This is a genomic window from Escherichia sp. 93.0816, assembly GCF_013368855.2.
Classification (GTDB): domain Bacteria; phylum Pseudomonadota; class Gammaproteobacteria; order Enterobacterales; family Enterobacteriaceae; genus Escherichia; species Escherichia ruysiae.
Genome location: NZ_JABWNC020000005.1, coordinates 25,988 through 44,185, shown reverse-complemented (window position 1 = coordinate 44,185; position 18,198 = coordinate 25,988). Strand labels below are relative to the sequence as shown.

General features: G+C 49.1%; 20 protein-coding genes and 3 tRNA genes. 7 read left to right on the top strand and 16 right to left on the bottom strand.

The genetic code is table 11. The features are described 5' to 3' along the window. Position 1: 1 nt before the first annotated feature. A complete protein-coding gene (locus HEM79_RS07855; protein ID WP_176240955.1) occupies positions 2 to 241 on the bottom strand; it encodes a YecH family metal-binding protein in 240 nt (79 codons plus the stop codon). 190 nt (positions 242 to 431) lie between these two features. On the opposite strand from HEM79_RS07855, the gene tyrP reads away from it, so the two are divergent. Beyond that, positions 432 to 1,643: a tyrosine transporter TyrP gene (gene tyrP / locus HEM79_RS07850; protein WP_000797589.1), complete on the top strand. Its 1,212-nt coding sequence runs from the start codon at positions 432 to 434 to the stop codon at positions 1,641 to 1,643. A gap of 62 nt (positions 1,644 to 1,705) precedes the next feature. Here the strand turns inward: tyrP and yecA are convergent, their stop codons facing one another. From yecA to uvrY, 7 genes are all read right to left on the bottom strand, one after another. After that, positions 1,706 to 2,371, bottom strand: a complete 666-nt coding sequence (gene yecA / locus HEM79_RS07845) for a UPF0149 family protein YecA (protein WP_176240954.1) — start codon at positions 2,369 to 2,371, stop codon at positions 1,706 to 1,708. A 193-nt stretch (positions 2,372 to 2,564) separates the two neighbouring features. Then, a tRNA-Leu gene (locus HEM79_RS07840) sits at positions 2,565 to 2,651 on the bottom strand. An 11-nt stretch (positions 2,652 to 2,662) separates the two neighbouring features. Next, positions 2,663 to 2,736: transfer RNA gene (locus HEM79_RS07835), tRNA-Cys, on the bottom strand. A gap of 52 nt (positions 2,737 to 2,788) precedes the next feature. After that, positions 2,789 to 2,864, bottom strand: a tRNA-Gly gene (locus HEM79_RS07830). A gap of 151 nt (positions 2,865 to 3,015) precedes the next feature. Next, positions 3,016 to 3,564: a CDP-diacylglycerol--glycerol-3-phosphate 3-phosphatidyltransferase gene (pgsA, locus tag HEM79_RS07825; protein ID WP_001160187.1), complete on the bottom strand. Its 549-nt coding sequence runs from the start codon at positions 3,562 to 3,564 to the stop codon at positions 3,016 to 3,018. Positions 3,565 to 3,620: 56 nt separating this feature from the next. Then, entirely contained in the window at positions 3,621 to 5,453 is a 1,833-nt protein-coding gene (uvrC, locus tag HEM79_RS07820) for an excinuclease ABC subunit UvrC (protein ID WP_176240953.1), read from the bottom strand. Continuing rightward, positions 5,450 to 6,106: a UvrY/SirA/GacA family response regulator transcription factor gene (uvrY, locus tag HEM79_RS07815; RefSeq protein WP_000611331.1), complete on the bottom strand. Its 657-nt coding sequence runs from the start codon at positions 6,104 to 6,106 to the stop codon at positions 5,450 to 5,452. Before uvrY ends, uvrC begins: the two co-directional genes overlap by 4 nt. A gap of 296 nt (positions 6,107 to 6,402) precedes the next feature. Between uvrY and HEM79_RS07810 the strand changes: the two genes are divergently transcribed. Both HEM79_RS07810 and yecF read left to right on the top strand, forming a co-directional pair. After that, on the top strand, positions 6,403 to 6,579 hold the full coding sequence (locus HEM79_RS07810; protein ID WP_032155896.1) for a hypothetical protein: 177 nt from the start codon (positions 6,403 to 6,405) through the stop codon (positions 6,577 to 6,579). Further along, the gene (gene yecF, locus HEM79_RS07805) at positions 6,566 to 6,790 is read left to right on the top strand and encodes a DUF2594 family protein YecF (protein WP_176240952.1); all 225 of its coding nucleotides are present in this window, start codon (positions 6,566 to 6,568) and stop codon (positions 6,788 to 6,790) included. Before HEM79_RS07810 ends, yecF begins: the two co-directional genes overlap by 14 nt. A gap of 66 nt (positions 6,791 to 6,856) precedes the next feature. On the opposite strand, the gene sdiA is transcribed toward yecF, so the two are convergent. From sdiA to HEM79_RS07765, 8 genes are all read right to left on the bottom strand, one after another. Continuing rightward, entirely contained in the window at positions 6,857 to 7,579 is a 723-nt protein-coding gene (gene sdiA / locus HEM79_RS07800; RefSeq protein ID WP_001154262.1) for a transcriptional regulator SdiA, read from the bottom strand. A gap of 230 nt (positions 7,580 to 7,809) precedes the next feature. Continuing rightward, positions 7,810 to 8,562 carry an L-cystine ABC transporter ATP-binding protein TcyN gene (gene tcyN, locus HEM79_RS07795; RefSeq protein WP_176240951.1) on the bottom strand — a complete coding sequence of 251 codons (753 nt, stop codon included), beginning with the start codon at positions 8,560 to 8,562 and terminating at the stop codon, positions 7,810 to 7,812. After that, entirely contained in the window at positions 8,559 to 9,227 is a 669-nt protein-coding gene (tcyL, locus tag HEM79_RS07790) for a cystine ABC transporter permease (protein ID WP_001158229.1), read from the bottom strand. Before tcyL ends, tcyN begins: the two co-directional genes overlap by 4 nt. Before the next feature lie 14 nt (positions 9,228 to 9,241). Further along, complete coding sequence (gene dcyD / locus HEM79_RS07785; protein WP_176240950.1) at positions 9,242 to 10,228, bottom strand: D-cysteine desulfhydrase; 987 nt, start codon at positions 10,226 to 10,228, stop codon at positions 9,242 to 9,244. 104 nt (positions 10,229 to 10,332) lie between these two features. Then, on the bottom strand, positions 10,333 to 11,133 hold the full coding sequence (gene tcyJ, locus HEM79_RS07780; RefSeq protein ID WP_176240949.1) for a cystine ABC transporter substrate-binding protein: 801 nt from the start codon (positions 11,131 to 11,133) through the stop codon (positions 10,333 to 10,335). Positions 11,134 to 11,220: 87 nt separating this feature from the next. Continuing rightward, positions 11,221 to 11,772, bottom strand: coding sequence for a flagella biosynthesis regulatory protein FliZ (fliZ, locus tag HEM79_RS07775; protein WP_024165180.1), 552 nt, complete (start codon positions 11,770 to 11,772; stop codon positions 11,221 to 11,223). A 45-nt stretch (positions 11,773 to 11,817) separates the two neighbouring features. Continuing rightward, positions 11,818 to 12,537: an RNA polymerase sigma factor FliA gene (gene fliA / locus HEM79_RS07770; RefSeq protein WP_000839543.1), complete on the bottom strand. Its 720-nt coding sequence runs from the start codon at positions 12,535 to 12,537 to the stop codon at positions 11,818 to 11,820. Between the two features lie 303 nt (positions 12,538 to 12,840). Beyond that, positions 12,841 to 14,115: a FliC/FljB family flagellin gene (locus tag HEM79_RS07765; RefSeq protein ID WP_176240948.1), complete on the bottom strand. Its 1,275-nt coding sequence runs from the start codon at positions 14,113 to 14,115 to the stop codon at positions 12,841 to 12,843. Between the two features lie 246 nt (positions 14,116 to 14,361). Here HEM79_RS07765 and fliD point away from each other — a divergent pair, with 246 nt between their 5' ends. The 4 genes from fliD to amyA all read left to right on the top strand — a co-directional run bounded on the left by fliD (position 14,362) and on the right by amyA (position 18,143). Further along, complete coding sequence (gene fliD / locus HEM79_RS07760) at positions 14,362 to 15,777, top strand: flagellar filament capping protein FliD (protein ID WP_000146827.1); 1,416 nt, start codon at positions 14,362 to 14,364, stop codon at positions 15,775 to 15,777. Between the two features lie 15 nt (positions 15,778 to 15,792). Next, positions 15,793 to 16,203, top strand: coding sequence for a flagellar export chaperone FliS (gene fliS, locus HEM79_RS07755; protein WP_000286600.1), 411 nt, complete (start codon positions 15,793 to 15,795; stop codon positions 16,201 to 16,203). After that, a complete protein-coding gene (fliT, locus tag HEM79_RS07750) occupies positions 16,203 to 16,568 on the top strand; it encodes a flagella biosynthesis regulatory protein FliT (protein ID WP_001015043.1) in 366 nt (121 codons plus the stop codon). The genes fliS and fliT overlap by 1 nt, the downstream gene beginning before the upstream one ends. Positions 16,569 to 16,655: 87 nt before the next feature. Next, entirely contained in the window at positions 16,656 to 18,143 is a 1,488-nt protein-coding gene (gene amyA, locus HEM79_RS07745) for an alpha-amylase (protein ID WP_176240947.1), read from the top strand. Positions 18,144 to 18,198: the final 55 nt, after the last annotated feature.

Here is an 18,198-nt window from a genome sequence, read left to right as displayed (position 1 = left end):
ATCAGTGGCGACAAATTTTACTTGTATCGGTTGAGAACCCTTCTTCGCCGGGAATAAATTTACCTTTCGCCGCCAGAAACGCCACCAGCTCTCCCGCCGTCATCCCTTCTGCCGAGCAGGTATGAAAACGCGCCTGTTCACCAAAACGCGCTTTGATCGCCGCTTCCAGACTGGCGTGCGTATATTGATCGCCTGATTCAATCATCATATTTAACACTTCATGACCGTGAATAGAGTCCATCGTTCCTCCTCAAAAAGGGCATAGCGTAGCGATATCCCCTCATCAAGGCTTTGCGCCAGCGCAGTTCTGAATGCATTTCATTGTACATTTTTATTTACAGCAAATGTAACGTCGATTTGACGAGGAATGTAGAATGCCTTAACCTGCGCCGCAGATATCTCTCATAAAGATCGTCAGGACAGAAGAAAGCGTGAAAAACAGAACTCTGGGAAGTGTTTTTATCGTGGCAGGAACCACAATTGGCGCGGGTATGTTGGCAATGCCACTGGCGGCAGCAGGCGTCGGTTTTAGTGTCACATTGACATTGTTAGTTGGTCTGTGGGCATTGATGTGTTACACCGCACTGCTATTGCTGGAGGTGTATCAGCATGTCCCCGCAGATACCGGTCTGGGCACGCTGGCAAAACGCTATCTGGGGCGTTATGGGCAGTGGCTCACTGGCTTCAGTATGATGTTTTTAATGTACGCCCTGACAGCGGCGTACATTAGCGGTGCCGGTGAATTACTTGCCTCCAGCATCAGTGACTGGACCGGTATTCCAGTGTCGGCAACCGCTGGCGTGTTGTTGTTCACTTTTGTTGCCGGTGGTGTGGTTTGTGTCGGGACGTCGCTGGTCGATTTATTTAACCGCTTTCTGTTTAGCGCCAAAATTATTTTTCTGGTGGTGATGCTGGTACTGCTGCTACCGCATATTCATAAAGTGAATCTTTTAACTCTACCGCTGCAACAAGGACTCGCGTTGTCTGCGATCCCGGTAATTTTTACGTCATTTGGCTTCCACGGTAGTGTACCGAGCATCGTCAGTTATATGGATGGCAACATTCGCAAGCTGCGCTGGGTATTTATTACAGGTAGTGCGATCCCTCTGGTGGCGTATATATTCTGGCAACTGGCGACACTGGGCAGCATTGATTCCACAACCTTTATGGGACTGCTGGCTAATCATGCCGGGTTAAACGGGCTGTTGCAGGCATTACGCGAAGTGGTGGCCTCACCGCATGTCGAACTGGCGGTGCATTTATTTGCTGACTTAGCCCTCGCAACGTCCTTCCTCGGCGTAGCATTAGGCTTATTTGATTATCTTGCGGATCTGTTTCAGCGTTCAAATAGCGTTGGCGGGAGAATGCAAACCGGGGCAATTACTTTTCTGCCACCGCTGGCATTTGCTCTGTTTTACCCACGTGGCTTTGTAATGGCGCTGGGTTACGCCGGTGTGGCGCTGGCTGTACTGGCGTTGATTATCCCTTCCCTGCTGACCTGGCAAAGCAGAAAGCATAATCCACAAGCAGGTTATCGGGTTAAAGGCGGCCGTCCGGCGCTGGTACTGGTGTTTCTCTGTGGTATTGGCGTGATTGGAGTACAATTTTTGATTGCAGCAGGGTGGTTACCAGAAGTGGGGTGATTAAATAGCCTCACATATCCTTGTTGGGTGCCAGAATTAACTCTGGCACCCAATGTGACCTCTTAATGCAGGCAGCACTGCTTAAATTTCTTACCACTACCGCACGGGCAAGGATCGTTACGCCCCGGTTTTTCTTCTGCTTTGAACGGTTGCTGAACAGGCTTTTCCTGCTGATGAGCCATCCAGTAAGCGTGCAAATCAAGTGCCGCCAGTCGAATGGCATCCACACTCTCATCAAACGCTTCCGGCGACAGCTTCTCTACCCGCTCGAAGTTTTCTTCCGTACCGTGCAGCGCAATCGCCTCAAGCGCCGGTTTTAAGGATTCAGGCAATGCCGACCAGTCAGAGAGGGCAACGCCACGCATATAGCCAAAGCACCACTCCTCAACGATCGTCAGCTCACGACCATCAACCTCTCGCAGACCAAATAACGGCTCAAACTGTTCAGGAAATTCGTTCAGACGTTCTGCGGTATCGGCCATATGTTGAAAAGCCAGATTCATAAAGCGCGTCATCTCTTTTTCTGACGCCCAGCGCGGTACATAATCCGCCCCACCCCAGACGGCCACCAACCACTGTTCTGGTTCAATTTCTTGCGGAGAACTCAACACCGCCGTCAATAAACCGTCCAGCTCAGCTACATCAAGGATGGCGTGGTCTGTGTTGTATTTGGTCAGGATATCATCCAGCCATTCCAACTCACTTTCGTTCAACGGTCCCGTTTTCATACGCTTTTCCTTGTGGATCTCGACTCGCCAGCGTCTATCTTACATGTCGCTCTGGCATAGAGATACTTTTTGAGTGGATTACCTGGTGATTAAAAAAAGAGGGGTATAACGATAAGTGGCAGATACAAAAAAACCACCCGAAGGTGGTTTCACGACACTGCTTATTGCTTTGATTTTATTCTTATCTTTCCCATGGTACCCGGAGCGGGACTTGAACCCGCACAGCGCGAACGCCGAGGGATTTTAAATCCCTTGTGTCTACCGATTCCACCATCCGGGCTCGGGAAAAATTGGAGGCGCGTTCCGGAGTCGAACCGGACTAGACGGATTTGCAATCCGCTACATAACCGCTTTGTTAACGCGCCAAATTCTTCAGGCTTTTCAGCCAGACACCCGCTTAAGCCGATGTCTTTTAACTGGAGCGGGAAACGAGACTCGAACTCGCGACCCCGACCTTGGCAAGGTCGGGCTCTACCAACTGAGCTATTCCCGCATTCATCAAGCAATCATCTAATCACTTGATTTTATTATCGTCTGGCAATCAGTGCCGCCGTTCGATGCGTTGCATTCTACTTACCTGACGCGATGAGTCAACGATATTTTTCACCACTTTTGATCGTTTGCTGAATTTTGCGCCGAAACGATCACTGATCAAGCAAATCTGCGCGAGCTGCGCTCAAATATTGCAACATAGACCACAGAGTCAGTACCGCAGCCACAAAGAAAAGTGCAATACCAGCATACTCAACCCAAATGTTCGGACGCCATAACAGCCAGGCCAGCGCCACCATTTGGGCAGTCGTTTTTACTTTACCAATCCAGGAGACAGCCACACTGCTGCGTTTACCGAGTTCAGCCATCCACTCACGTAGAGCAGAAATGATAATTTCACGGGCGATCATCGTTGCCGCTGGCAAAGTAACCCACCAGCTATGGTAATGCTCAGTTACCAACACCATGGCAATGGCAACCAGCACTTTATCTGCTACTGGATCAAGGAAAGCGCCAAAACGGGTACTCTGATTCCAGCGACGCGCCAGAAAACCATCGAACCAGTCAGTCACCGCCGCAACGCAGAAAATGAGTGCGGCAGCAAACGGCGACCAGGTGACAGGCAGATAAAAGACCAATACAAAGAATGGGATAAGGATGACACGGAACAGTGTGAGCAACGTAGGGATATTAAATTGCATAATGACGGGTAACTATCTGTTGTCAGTAAGATTACCCCTATGTTGCTACAGAGACATCAATGTTTCAACGACCAGAAGATCTTTTCTGCCAGACCTTGCGAAATACCCGGCACTTTTGCAATTTCCTCAACGCTGGCGTTACGTAAACCTTGCAATCCGCCCATATATTTCAACAACATTTGTCGACGCTTTGGTCCAACGCCTTCGATGGTTTCCAGCGTGCTGGTATTTTTGACTTTTGCGCGTTTTTTGCGATGCCCACCAATCGCGTGATCGTGTGATTCATCTCGGATATGCTGAATGACATGCAGCGCCGGTGAATCTGGCGGCAGACTGAAGCCCTCACCTTCAGGTTCGAAAAACAACGTTTCCAGCCCAGCCTTACGATCGGCTCCTTTTGCCACGCCAAGCAACAGCGGATGGTTTTTATCCCATGAGACATCCAGCTCGTCGAAGACATTTTTCGCCTGCGCAAGCTGGCCTTTGCCGCCATCAATCAGGATCACATCCGGAATCTTACTGTCGTCGATGGCTTTACCGTAACGCCGACGCAGCACCTGATTCATTGCCGCATAATCATCACCAGGCGTAATGCCGGTAATGTTATAGCGCCGATACTCTGCACGCAGCGGGCCGTTAGCATCGAACACCACACACGAAGCGACCGTTTGTTCACCCATGGTATGGCTGATATCAAAACACTCCATCCGCTTCACTTCCGGCAATTTCAACACGCTGGCAAGCGCGGTCAGACGCTGGTGAACGGTAGATTGCTGCGAAAGTTTGGTCGTTAAGGCCGTCGCCGCATTGGTGCGCGCCAGCTTCAGGTAACGTGCCCGATCGCCACGCGGTTTAGTCTGAACGTTAATCTTGCGCCCTGCCAGTTCTGAAAGGGAATCGGCGAGCAGCGTTTTATCGCTAAGATTAAAGTCGAGCAGGATCTCACCCGGTAAGGTGCGCATCTGGCTGCCCTGTAAATAGAACTGACCGACAAAGGTTTCCACCACTTCGCCCAGCTCCGTACCGCCAGGTACTTTCGGGAAATAACTACGGCTACCGAGCACCTTGCCCTGACGAATAAACAAGACGTGGACACAAGCCATGCCCGCATCGAAAGCGACGCCAATAACGTCAAGGTCATCACCTGTATTGGAGACAAACTGTTTTTCGGTTACGCGTCGCACCGCCTGGATTTGGTCGCGAATACGTGCCGCTTCTTCAAACTCCAGATTCTGGCTGGCTGTTTCCATGCGACCGATCAGTTGAGTAAGCACCTGATCGTCCTTACCGGATAAAAACAGGCGCACATACTCTACCTGCTGGGCGTACTCTTCTTCACTCACCAGTCCTTCAACGCATGGACCCAGACAGCGCCCTATCTGATATTGCAGACACGGACGCGAGCGGTTGCGATAAACGCTATTTTCACACTGGCGAATCGGGAAAATCTTTTGTAGCAGCGCCAGGGTTTCACGCACCGCATAGCCATTTGGAAACGGGCCGAAATATTCACCTTTGGCGTGTTTTGCGCCGCGATGCATAGCCAAACGCGGATGGGTATCGCCGCTAAGAAAAATAAAAGGATAAGATTTATCATCGCGTAACAGAACGTTGTAACGCGGCTGATAAAGTTTGATGTAGTTGTGTTCCAGCAACAGAGCTTCGGTTTCGGTATGGGTAACCGTCACATCAATTTGCTGGATCTGGGCAACCAACGCTTCGGTTTTGCGCGAAGCGAGGTTGCTACGGAAATAGCTGGAAAGCCGTTTTTTCAGGTCTTTCGCTTTGCCGACATAGATAACCGTACCACCAGCATCATACATGCGATAGACGCCCGGCTGGCTGGTTACGGTTTTTAAAAACGCTTTTGCGTCAAACTGAACACTCACTGACTTGTTAATGTCTCCGCATTACACAGACCATGGCGAATTGCCAGGTGAGTCAGCTCAACATCGCCATGAATGTTTAATTTACTGAACATACGGTAGCGATAGCTGTTCACCGTTTTCGGGCTGAGATTAAGCTGTTCTGAGATCTCATTGACCTTTTGGCCTTTGGTAATCATCAGCATAATCTGCAATTCACGTTCAGACAAACTGGCAAATGGGCTTTCTGTTTTTTCTGGTTCGATCTGGCTTAATGCCATTTGTTGAGCAATGTCAGAAGCAATATAACGCTGCCCTGAATAGACAGAACGAATCGCACTCACAACTTCCTGCGGAGCCGCACCTTTGCTGAGATAGCCCGCAGCACCGGCCTGCATTACTTTCGCTGGTAAAGGGTTTTCAGTATGAACCGTAAGCATGATGATTTTGACATCTGCTGTCGAGCGAGCGATTTTACGCGTCGCCTCAAGACCGCCAATGCCAGGCATACTCATGTCCATTAGCACGACGTCAACGGTGTTTGCCCGGCACCACTTAACGGCGTCTTCACCGCAGGATGCCTCACCGACGACTTTAATACCCTTTATATCTTCCAGAATGCGTCGTATCCCTGCGCGCACCAGTTCGTGGTCATCAACAAGTAGAACGTTGATCAAAGGAATATCTCCAGAAATAGGGATAACGCTACTGATAGTTAGTCATTCGTATATTAGCGGGTTTTATTGCAACTTTGAAACGTTAAAAATGGTGGGTATTCGATTTTTCTCTCGTTTTTGTAAATTCGATTGTCCAGAGTTATCGTCACGTCCGTCATCAAAGGTTTGCCAGCTCGTTTCGCAGTAAGGCTAACGCCGAAATGTGACAAAAATTGACTTTATTCAGCATAAATGAAAAATCAGCGGCATGAATATGTAACATGAATTAACCCGAACAATACGCGCGAAAAACATTCATGATAAAAATATTTATTGCGCGTTATATTCCCTGTTTTATTACTATTGCTGATATCGTGCGCAAAAAACAACCACTGCTATTTTTAGCAAAGCTTATGGTATACTCCGCCGCCTTAACATTTTTCACCGCAAATTTTCATTGCAACATGACGAGGAAAATAAATGAGTATGCCTGATTTTTCTACTGCCGAGAATAATCAAGAACTGGCAAATGAAGTCTCCTGCCTGAAAGCGATGCTGACGCTGATGCTGCAGGCGATGGGACAAGCTGACGCGGGCCGCGTGATGTTAAAGATGGAAAAACAGCTTGCGCTGATCGAAGACGAAACCCAGGCTGCGGTATTTTCCAAAACGGTTAAGCAAATTAAACAAGCCTACCGTCAGTAATATAAAACCGGCTGAAAGCTCACCTTTCAGCCGGTTTGACATCTTGCACGCCCAATGTAATAGATATCATATTAAGCCAGTTGCGGCTGCGTAACAGGCAACCTGCGTTTTATTCGGTGCATTGATTTTTTTCTGCATGTTTTTCTGATGGAAATTGACAGTATTCTCAGAGATTGACAGGATCATCGCTATCTCTGCTGACGTTTTACCTTCTGCGGTCCATTTCAGTATTTCTTTTTCCCGCTTGCTGAAATTCATCTCTGGCGTCATCACTATTTCATCATTTAAACGTATCAACGCCATCAGACTTTCACGCACCAATAGCTGCATTTTTAATTGCAGTTCATCACTAAGAATGGGTATTTCACGCGTACTGCTACGGGAAAAGGACAAAAACCCCAGCGCACGATTCGGCAGCATTAAATACTGAGTGACGCCACGGCGTAAACCATGCGCACGTGCGGCTTCCCATAACGGCTGTGCTTCGTTGAATAAATCATCATTCCACAATAAATGCCCCTGACTGAAGTTTTCAGGGTTAAGTACCGGATCAATAGCGAGGAAGTTGTTGGCCTGATAATAACTGACCCATGACTCCGGATAATTGGTGTAGAAAGCCACTTTCGGTCGCGTGAATGGCACCGGGTGACGCACACATAATGAATAAAAATCGTACTCCAGTTGGTAAGTCTGATGCTCTATTTCATGGTAGACCTCTTCTGCGGCCTCCATCCTCTGAAAACGCAACAACATCGTGCGACGCCAGCTGAAAAAATCCGTATCCTGCATAGTTAACCGCTACGCCCCTGAGAGTGAGTATCATTTATACTGATAACTCAAACTATCACATAAATAAGATTTATATATAATTTATATTATTCAGACAATGAATTACTTTTGCAAGACATAGCATTCTCTTATGTTATTAATAAGTTATGCTGATTTATTAAGCGATTTATGCGGTCAGGAATACGTTTTCGCCCCGACTAAAAAGCGGCCGGGGCTGATTTTTTCTTATTTTATTGCAACAGAAACTTCTCAAGGAACTGGCGTGTGCGGGGATGCTGAGGATCGGCAAATAAGGTTTTTGCAGGACCCTGCTCTACTATCCGCCCTTGATCCATAAAGATCGCGCGGTCAGCAACGTCACGGGCAAAGCTCATTTCGTGCGTCACAATCACCATGGTGCGCTTTTCCTGTGCCAACTGGCGTATGGTATTCAGGACTTCCCCCACCAGCTCCGGGTCCAGCGCCGAAGTAGGTTCGTCAAACAGAATGACTTCAGGTCGCATCGCCAGCGCACGCGCAATCGCCACACGTTGCTGTTGACCGCCGGACAAACGACGCGGATAGCTGGTCTCTCTCCCTTCCAGTCCAACTTTTGCCAGCAGCTCGCGAGCGCGCGCCGTGGCCTCCTCCTTCGGCTCGCCTTTAACGATCACCGGCCCTTCAATAATGTTTTCCAGCACTGTGCGATGCGGAAACAGATTAAAATTCTGAAAGACAAATCCGACATGCTGGCGCAACTGGCGAATCAACGATTTTTGCTGGCTTAACGAACGCGCAGTATCAATAGTGATATCGCCAACGGTGATGCTCCCCGCCTCCGGTTGTTCCAGCAAATTTATGCTGCGTAGCAACGTGGTTTTGCCGGAGCCACTTGGGCCGATAATCGCCACCACTTCGCCGGTTTTGACCTCCAGATCGATACCGTGCAGTACCGTCTGACCGTGGAATTTTTTCACCAGGTTTTTAACTTCTATGGCACTCATTTTGGCTCTCTCTCCTGGCGGTTTAGTTGATTCTCAAAATGGTTCTGTAGCGTCGATAACACTGTCGCCATAATCCAGTAGATGAGCGAAGCCGCCAGATACATGGTGAAAACTTCCAGCGTGCGCGAGGTAATCAACTGCGCCTGACGAAACAGCTCCGGCACCTGAATCGTCGCTGCCAGCGAGGTATCTTTTACCAGGCTGATAAAGCTGTTCGACAGTGGCGGCAGTGCCACCCGAGCCGCCTGCGGCAAAATTGCGCGACGCATAGTTTGCCACGGCGTCATGCCAATACTGGCGGCTGCTTCCCACTGGCCTTTATCAATAGATGAAATGGCGGCTCGCAGCGTTTCGGCAGCATAGGCAGCGGTGTTCAGTGACAGACCAATCATCGCCGACGGAATCGGATCTAATTCAATGCCAAACTGCGGTAGGCCGTAGTAGATCATAAACAGTTGCGCGATGAGTGGCGTACCGCGAAAAATGGAAATGTAAAAACGCGCCAGCCAGCGCACGGGCCAGAGCGGCGACAGGCGCATCAGCGCGAGAATAAATCCCAGCAGTAAGCCAAAAAACATGCCGCCGATACTGAGTTGCAGCGTATACCCAGCCCCTTTAAGCAGGAACGGCAAAGAATCAATAACCAGTTGTATACTTTCTTGCATGAGCGTTTCCGGGGCTAGACGTGAGGATGATAGGCGAACAGCGCAGGCGCGCCGCCAGTATGAATAAACAGAATCGGCCCTTCGTCTTTGAAGCGTTTCTTACTGATGCCATCAATCAGCCCCGCCATCGCTTTTCCGGTATACACAGGATCAAGCAGAATGCCTTCCAGCCGCGCCAACAGTTTCACCGCTTCCATGCCTTCGTCGTTCGGCACGCCGTAGCCAGGCGCAAAATAATCATCCCAGAGTAAAATTTCCGCTGATGCGCTCAGCTCCAGTTCTTTCGCGATTGCCTGTTGTAGGTTAACCACTTTTGGCAACTGGTCAGCAACGGAACGTGACACGGTCACGCCAATCAGTTCGCTTTCTGGCATTAGATGTTCCAGTCCTACTGCCAGTCCAGCGTGAGTTCCGGCGCTGCCCGACGCCACCACCACCGAAGAAATATTAACCGCCCCTTCACACTGTTGCGCGATTTCCAGCGCGCTCTCCACATAGCCCAGCGCGCCTAAAGCATTAGAACCTCCAACCGGAATGACATACGGACGGAACCCTTGCGCTTCGACTCGCGTTGCCAGCTCTTCCAGTTGGGCATTGGGATCGGTCAGCGCATCGCACATTTCAATCTGGGTATTGAAGAGATCCAACAACAAGCGATTGCCGTTGGTTAAATAGTTTTCTGCGGCTGTTCCGATAGGATTTTCCAGCAGCGCCACACAGTGCAGCCCAAGTTTTGCGGCGACGGCGGCAGTCTGGCGCACGTGGTTAGACTGAATCGCTCCGGCGGTAATCAGAGTGTCGGCACCTTCACGCAGGGCGTCTGCCGCGAGAAACTCCAGTTTGCGTAATTTATTGCCACCCATCGCCATTGGTGTGACGTCATCCCGTTTAATGAAAATTTCCCGCCCAAGATAATCAGAAAGACGCGGCAGATATTCGAGCGGCGTTGGTGCGCCGATAAACTCCAGCCGTGGGAAACGAGTTAAATTATGCAGTGGCATAAAAGCCTCCGGTGTGTGTTGTTGTGATATTGTTATTATGCACGCAGAAAACGCTTAAATAAAAAAGGCGCTAATTAAAGCGCCCTTTTTTGTCATTATGCAGGTTATTTGGTCACATCAGCACCAAACCATTTTTCGGAAAGGGCTTGTAGGGTGCCGTCTTTTTGCATTTCTGCAATGGCATCGTTAACCGCTTTCAGCAGGTCTTCGTTACCTTTACGCAGCGCCACACCTGACTCCTGGCGGGAGAAGGCTTCGCCGGTTACTGCCAGCGTATCATTGGTTTTTTTCACAAAATCCAGCGCAGCCAGACGATCAACCAGGATGGCATCAATACGACCTACACGCAGATCCTGATATTTGGTCGGATCATCATCGTAGGTACGCACATCAACGCCCTGGACATTCTGCCGCAGCCACTCTTCATAGTTAGTCCCCAGACCAACGCCAACTTTTTTACCTTTCAAATCGTCGGCGGTTTTAATGGTGCCTTCATTGCCTTTTTTCACCAGCGCCTGAATACCGGAAATGGTATACGGGGTAGAGAAATCGTATTTTTTCTTACGTTCATCAGAGATGGTGACCTGATTAATCACCACATCGATGCGCTTAGAATCCAGCGACGCCAGCATACCGTCCCACTTTGTCGGTTTTAATGCGGCTTCCACGCCCAGATGTTTTGCCAGTTGTTGCGCAAATTCCACTTCAAAACCGGTCAATTTACCGTCATCGCCCTGAAAGCTAAACGGCGGGTAAGTCCCTTCCAGTCCCACCAGCAAAGTACCCCGCTCTTTCACTTTATTGAGCAGACCTTCATCGGCAAAACTTTTCACGCTCATACCCGCAACCAGCGCCACAGCCATAACCCCCATCAGCGCCTGACGTCCCAGATGTACTAATTTCATATTCACCCCGAATGTTGTTATGTTGGTTTGCAGTGTAGAGCCATTGTTCGAAGACACAAAAACAACTCTGCTACATCTTATTCTTATTTAATATATATCAGAAGCTGACAGGCTGGGGGATTTCTGCGTAAGGTCACCACGGGTTTGCATCTGGTAGCACTGGTACTTACGTAATGCGATGCGATAATTATTGGTGCTGGTGGTGGGCAGCCAGGGAGCCAGGTTTTCATCAAGAAAACCATCCTGCAGCAGGTCGGAGGAAATATCGTGTTCGCTTAAATAATTCCCCAAACGACGTAGGCGTACCACATATTCGCGCACGGTGCCGGGGCTCATTTCAGTATGGTCAAAGAGAAACTGTTTAAAGCCGATAATATCAAAAAAATCACTCTGGGTTTTGCAATGTAAATCGCCGCAGAAACGGCATAATGCCGCCCATGATTTTTGTTCCTCAAACCAGCCATTTTCATCAAGCAGTGTATCAAGGCGAGATATCGCGATTTTATTCACTATCTTGCCGTCGCGAACGAGAGTAATGCGATCGAGTAATTTACGGCAATATGCGCAATGAGTCTGGCTGTGTTTAAAGTCTTTAAGATAGCGACTCAATGGCCGCCTTTTCTGGTGCTGCACCATTATTAAGAACTCCTGGTATTCAAAATTAATGTGCGGCATTTACCTAAGTTATAACTTACCCAGTTTGGTGCGTAACCGTTTAATAGCCTGGCTATGTAACTGACTGACCCGAGATTCACCGACTTCCAGCACTGCGCCAATCTCTTTGAGATTAAGCTCTTCCTGGTAATAGAGCGTTAATACCAACTGTTCGCGCTCCGGTAACATTTCGATGGCTTCCATCACCCGCTGACGCAAATTACCGTCCAGTAATTGCTGTAATGGGTTATCCCGCTGATGATCGTCAGTAACCAGTTCAATGCTATCACCGTGCTCTTCGCGCCACTCATCATAGGAGAAAAGTTGGCTGTTATTCGTATCAAGCAACATTTGTCGATAGTCGGCTATTTCAATCCCTAAACGTTCTGCCACTTCAGTTTCTGTGGCATTGCGGCCAAGTTCCTGCTCCAGTTGCCCTATTGCCTGTGCCACTTCACGTGCATTGCGTCGCACGCTGCGCGGCACCCAGTCACGGCTGCGAAGTTCATCCAGCATAGCACCACGGATACGCTGCACTGCGTAAGTTGTAAATGCCGTTCCTTGCAGGGCATCATAACGTTCAACAGCATTAAGTAATCCAATGCCGCCTGCCTGTAGCAGATCGTCAAGTTCTACACTCGCGGGCAGTCGAACCTGCAGGCGCAATGCTTCGTGACGCACCAGCGGGATATAACGCTGCCACAGCGAATGTTTATCCATTACACCTTCAGCGGTATAGAGTGATTTCACGATAAACAGCCCTGCGTTATATAAATAATCGGCATAATTATCCGTTTCTGCAGGTTTTTTAATCGGACGATTAATGGGTGAAATAAGGGGTTATTTGGGGTAATCGGTAAATAACGAGCAGAATAACCCCGCCGGAGCGGGGTTAAGATAGCTGACAAGGTCCGCCTCATCTTGCCGGATGCGGTGTGAACGCCTTATTCGGCCTACGCGAATATGCAAATTTATTAATTGCGATTCACCTTGTAGGCAGATAAGCGCAGCGCATCAGGCAATTTGGCGTTTACTGTCATTATATTACGACGATTAACCCTGCAGCAGAGACAGAACTTGCTGTGGCACCTGGTTAGCTTTAGACAGCACAGAGTTACCCGCCTGCTGGATGATCTGCGCTTTCGACATGTTAGACACTTCGGTCGCATAGTCGGCGTCCTGAATACGGGACTGCGCTTCAGACAGGTTGGTGGTGGTGTTGTTCAGGTTAGTGACCGCAGAATCCAGACGGTTTTGAACGGCACCGAGGGAGGAGCGGAAAGTATCAACCTGTGCAATGGCTTTGTCTAAAAGTGCCAGTGGATCAGAAGTGGAAGCCCCCGCAAATTCAGTAGCCGAATCCAGATTAATGGTCTGAGCAATATTTGCAGGTACAGCCTGATTATTCGCACCATTTGTAATTTCATAATTCTTACCCTGAACGGTTGCGAAACCAACGGCCTCTCCGTCAGAATTAGCAGCAACTTTAATCAAAGTATCATTTTTGGTAGCACCGGTAATATCACCGCCAGAATAAGTAATATCCGCTTTATTAAGAGTTATGCTTCCATCAGTTGCAACTGAAGCAGCGTAATTATCACTACCATAGCTCACAACATAGTTCTTAGTTGCCGCACCATCTTTGTCTAAGATATTGTGCAACGTTAAAGAACTGGCGCTAATCTTTTGCCCCAAAGCAGTACCAATATCTGTTGCTGCTGCATCCAGATCCACTTTAACTGGCGCGGCTGAACCATCACCAACCTGTGTCACTGTATCGCTTAATTTCAGCGCCCCGCCGGCAACGCTAAAACCACTTAAACCAAGGGCAGAAGAATCAATTTTCTGCAAGTCGATAGAGATGGTCTGCCCATCATTCGCACCAACCTGAATATTCAGAGAACCGTTTTTCGCCAGCACGTTCACGCCGTTGAACTGGGTCTGACCGGAAACGCGGTCAATCTCATCCAGACGGGATTTGATTTCGTCCTGAATAGAAGACAGGTCAGAATCAGAGTTAGTGCCGGTCGTCGCCTGAACAGTCAACTCACGCACACGTTGCAGGTTGTTGTTGATTTCAGACAGTGCGCCTTCTGCGGTCTGCGCCAGAGAAATACCATCGTTGGCGTTACGCGCGGCCTGAGTCAGACCTTTAATGTTAGAAGTGAAGCGGTTAGCAATCGCCTGACCTGCGGCGTCATCTTTCGCGCTGTTAATACGCAGACCAGAAGAGAGGCGCTCGATAGAAGTCGACAGCGCAGACTGATTTTTGTTGATGTTGTTCTGAGTGATCAGCGAGAGGCTGTTGGTGTTAATGACTTGTGCCATAATTTTTATTCCTGTTTTTTAGCTCTACGGTTTAAGTATCGGGCTTCCACCCTTCGGCTTCGTCGCCGTCAACCCTGTTATCGTCTGGTCTCTCACAACCTTTAGAATTTTTTTCTAGCGGTCGAAATACTCCCCTTCCTCGTTGCTGTTCGTGTCATTAAGCCAAAAAATAAATCGTAAACTTTGCCCCGCTTACGCCGATAACCCAGGTATTCGTTCTACATGTCGCATGATTAAGGAATCAATATGGCTAGTATTTCAACGCTTGGGGTTGGGTCGGGGCTGGACTTAAGCAGCATCCTCGACAGTCTGGAGGCGGCAGAAAAATCTACCCTGACGCCGATATCAAAACAGCAAAGCTCTTACACCGCGAAACTGAGCGCCTACGGGACGCTGAAAAGCGCACTGGAGAGTTTCCAGACAGCCAACACAGCACTGAATAAAGCCGATTTATTTACCGCCACCTCAACCACCAGCAGTTCATCGGCTTTCAGCGCCACTACCACGGGTAGCGCGATTGCCGGGAAATACACCATTAGCGTCAGCCAACTGGCGCAGGCTCAGACGCTGACCACCAAAAATAGTCAAAAAGACAGTAAAGCCGCCATCGCCACCAGCGATAGCGTACTGACCATCCAGCAAGGCGGTGGTAAAGATCCGGTCACGATTGATATCAGCGCGGCTAACTCGTCACTTTCCGGTATTCGCGATGCCATTAACAACGCCAAAGCTGGCGTCAGCGCCAGTATCATCAATGTGGGTAACGGCGAGTATCGTCTGTCCATCACCGCTAACGATACGGGCAGCGATAACGCGATGAAACTTAGCGTCAGCGGCGACAGCGCCCTGGAAAGTTTTATGGGTTACAACGGAACTTCAGGTGATAGCAGCAATGGCATGATTGAAAGCGTCACCGCGCAAAACGCCAAACTGACGGTCAATAACGTTGAGATTGAAAACAGCAGTAACACTATCAGCGACGCACTGGAAGATATCACCCTCAACCTGAATGACGTCACTACCGGTAATCAGACACTGACCATCAGTAAAGACACATCCAAAGCTGAAAATGCGGTTAAAGCGTGGGTGGATGCCTATAACACATTGCAGGATACGTTCAGCAGCTTAACCAAATACACCGCCGTCGATGCCGGCGCAGAAAGTCAGGACTCCAGCAATGGCGCATTACTCGGCGACTCCACACTGCGTACCATCCAGACTCAGCTTAAAACCTTGCTCGCCAATACCCACAGCAGTTCAAACTATAAAACGCTGGCACAGATTGGCATTACCAGCGATGCCAGTACCGGCAAGCTGGAAATCGCGACCGACAAACTGCAAACGGCGCTAAAAAAAGATGCCGCTGGCGTCGGTGAAATGTTTATTGGTGACGGTAAAAGTACAGGGGTAACCACCGGCATTAGCAGCAATCTGACCAGTTGGCTCTCCTCCACCGGGATAATCCAGGCAGCAAAAGATGGCGTCAGCAAAACGCTGAACAATTTGACTGATCAGTACAACGCAGCCAGTGAACGTATCGATACCTTAATGGCGCGCTATAAAGCCCAGTTTACCCAATTAGATGTGTTAATGAACTCGCTGAACTCCACCAGTAGCTATCTGACACAGCAGTTCGATACCTCAAATAGCAGCTCGAAATAATCTTCAGGAGAGACTATGTACAGCGCAAAAGGCACCCAGGCCTATGCCCAAATTGGCGTCGAAAGCGCCGTAATGAGCGCCAGCCAACAACAATTGGTCACCATGCTGTTTGACGGCGTGTTGAGTGCACTGGTAAGAGCGCGCCTGTTTATGCAGGACAACAATCAGGAAGGAAAAGGCGTCTCTTTGTCAAAAGCGATCAGCATTATTGATAACGGGCTGAGGATCGGTCTTGACGAAGAAAGCCAGGACGAATTAACCCAGAATTTGATAGCCCTGTATAGCTATATGATCAGGCGTTTGCTGCAAGCCAATTTACGCAACGATGTCTCCGCAGTTGAAGAAGTGGAAACGTTGATGCGTAACCTTGCCGATGCCTGGAAAGAGTCTTTACTCTCCCCTTCTTTGATTCAGGATCCTGTCTGATGAACCACGCACCGCACTTGTATTTTGCCTGGCAACAACTCGTCGAAAAAAGCCAACTCATGTTACGCCTGGCGACAGAAGGACGATGGGATGAACTCATCGCCAGCGAAATGGAATATGTCAATGCGGTGCAAAAGATCGCACACCTAACGGAAGAAACGGAACCCTCTGCCATGATACAGGAGCAACTCAGACCGCTGCTGCGCCTCGTTCTGGAAAACGAAAACAAAGTAAAACAGTTATTGCAGATTCGGATGGATGAACTGGCGAAACTGGTCGGTCAGTCATCAATGCAAAAATCTGTGTTAAGCGCCTACGGTGATCAGGGGGGCTACGTGCTGGCACCGCAGGAAAACCTCTTTTGAGTTCAGGCAACGCTTAAAAAGATGATGGCTCGCGAATAATCCGATTACGGCTACGCTTCTAATGTTCCCCTTGAGTGGAGTCGAAGAATGCGTAATCCCACGCTGTTGCAATGTTTTCACTGGTATTACCCGGAAGGCGGCAAGCTCTGGCCTGAACTGGCCGAGCGCGCCGACGGTTTTAATGATATTGGTATCAATATGATCTGGCTGCCACCAGCCTATAAAGGCGCATCGGGCGGGTATTCGGTCGGCTACGACTCCTACGATTTATTTGATTTAGGCGAGTTTGATCAAAAAGGCAGCATCCCCACCAAATATGGCGATAAAGCACAACTGCTGGCCGCCATTGATGCACTCAAACGCAATGACATTGCGGTACTGCTGGACGTGGTCGTCAACCACAAAATGGGCGCAGATGAAAAAGAAGCCATTCGCGTACAGCGCGTCAATGCTGACGATCGCACGCAAATTGATGATGAAATCATTGAGTGCGAAGGCTGGACGCGTTACACCTTTCCCGCTCGTGGCGGGCAATACTCGCAGTTTATCTGGGATTTCAAATGTTTTAGCGGTATCGACCATATCGAAAACCCAAACGAAGACGGTATCTTTAAAATCGTCAACGACTACACCGGCGAAGGCTGGAACGACCAGGTTGATGATGAGCTTGGTAATTTTGACTATCTGATGGGCGAAAATATCGACTTTCGCAACCATGCCGTTACGGAAGAGCTCAAATACTGGGCGCGCTGGGTGATGGAGCAAACGCAATGTGATGGTTTTCGTCTCGACGCAGTAAAACATATTCCGGCCTGGTTTTATAAAGAGTGGATCGACCACGTGCAGGAAGTCGCACCAAAGCCGCTATTTATTGTGGCGGAATACTGGTCGCGCGAAGTTGATAAGCTGCAAACGTATATTGATCAAGTCGAAGGCAAAACCATGCTGTTTGATGCGCCGCTGCAGATGAAATTCCACGAAGCATCACGCATGGGGCGCGACTACGACATGACGCAGATTTTCACCGGTACGCTGGTGGAAGCCGATCCTTTCCATGCTGTTACGCTGGTCGCCAATCACGACACCCAACCATTACAAGCCCTTGAAGCGCCAGTTGAACCGTGGTTTAAACCGCTGGCTTATGCCCTTATTTTGCTGCGAGAAAATGGCGTCCCTTCCGTGTTCTACCCTGATTTGTACGGTGCCCATTACGAAGATGTCGGCGGTGACGGGCAAACTTATCCCATAGATATGCCAATAATCGAACAGCTTGATGAGTTGATTCTCGCCCGTCAGCGTTTCGCCCACGGTGTACAGACGTTATTTTTCGACCATCCGAACTGTATTGCGTTTAGTCGCAGCGGTACTGACGAATATCCTGGCTGCGTGGTGGTCATGTCAAACGGCGACGATGGCGAAAAAACCATTAATCTGGGAGAGAATTACGGCAATAAAACCTGGCGCGACTTTCTGGGTAATCGACAAGAGAGCGTAGTAACCGATGAAAATGGCGAAGCGACCTTCTTTTGCAACGGCGGTAGCGTCAGTGTGTGGGTTATCGAAGAGGTGATTTAAAACCGATCGCTGAAAATACACTCATCGTTATTGCGGGGGCGTTACCGTTCCAGGC

What these genes read in the sequence shown, in the direction of transcription:
- yecA (WP_176240954.1), bottom strand. Translation starts at nt 2,371, where the DNA reads ATGAAAACGGGACCGTTGAACGAAAGTGAGTTGGAATGGCTGGATGAT.
- fliD (WP_000146827.1), top strand. Translation starts at nt 14,362, where the DNA reads ATGGCTAGTATTTCAACGCTTGGGGTTGGGTCGGGGCTGGACTTAAGC.
- pgsA (WP_001160187.1), bottom strand. Translation starts at nt 3,564, where the DNA reads ATGCAATTTAATATCCCTACGTTGCTCACACTGTTCCGTGTCATCCTT.
- HEM79_RS07810 (WP_032155896.1), top strand. Translation starts at nt 6,403, where the DNA reads ATGATAAAAATATTTATTGCGCGTTATATTCCCTGTTTTATTACTATT.
- sdiA (WP_001154262.1), bottom strand. Translation starts at nt 7,579, where the DNA reads ATGCAGGATACGGATTTTTTCAGCTGGCGTCGCACGATGTTGTTGCGT.
- dcyD (WP_176240950.1), bottom strand. Translation starts at nt 10,228, where the DNA reads ATGCCACTGCATAATTTAACTCGTTTCCCACGGCTGGAGTTTATCGGC.
- fliS (WP_000286600.1), top strand. Translation starts at nt 15,793, where the DNA reads ATGTACAGCGCAAAAGGCACCCAGGCCTATGCCCAAATTGGCGTCGAA.
- HEM79_RS07855 (WP_176240955.1), bottom strand. Translation starts at nt 241, where the DNA reads ATGGACTCTATTCACGGTCATGAAGTGTTAAATATGATGATTGAATCA.
- HEM79_RS07765 (WP_176240948.1), bottom strand. Translation starts at nt 14,115, where the DNA reads ATGGCACAAGTCATTAACACCAACAGCCTCTCGCTGATCACTCAGAAC.
- tcyJ (WP_176240949.1), bottom strand. Translation starts at nt 11,133, where the DNA reads ATGAAATTAGTACATCTGGGACGTCAGGCGCTGATGGGGGTTATGGCT.
- tcyL (WP_001158229.1), bottom strand. Translation starts at nt 9,227, where the DNA reads ATGCAAGAAAGTATACAACTGGTTATTGATTCTTTGCCGTTCCTGCTT.
- yecF (WP_176240952.1), top strand. Translation starts at nt 6,566, where the DNA reads ATGAGTATGCCTGATTTTTCTACTGCCGAGAATAATCAAGAACTGGCA.
- amyA (WP_176240947.1), top strand. Translation starts at nt 16,656, where the DNA reads ATGCGTAATCCCACGCTGTTGCAATGTTTTCACTGGTATTACCCGGAA.
- fliT (WP_001015043.1), top strand. Translation starts at nt 16,203, where the DNA reads ATGAACCACGCACCGCACTTGTATTTTGCCTGGCAACAACTCGTCGAA.
- tcyN (WP_176240951.1), bottom strand. Translation starts at nt 8,562, where the DNA reads ATGAGTGCCATAGAAGTTAAAAACCTGGTGAAAAAATTCCACGGTCAG.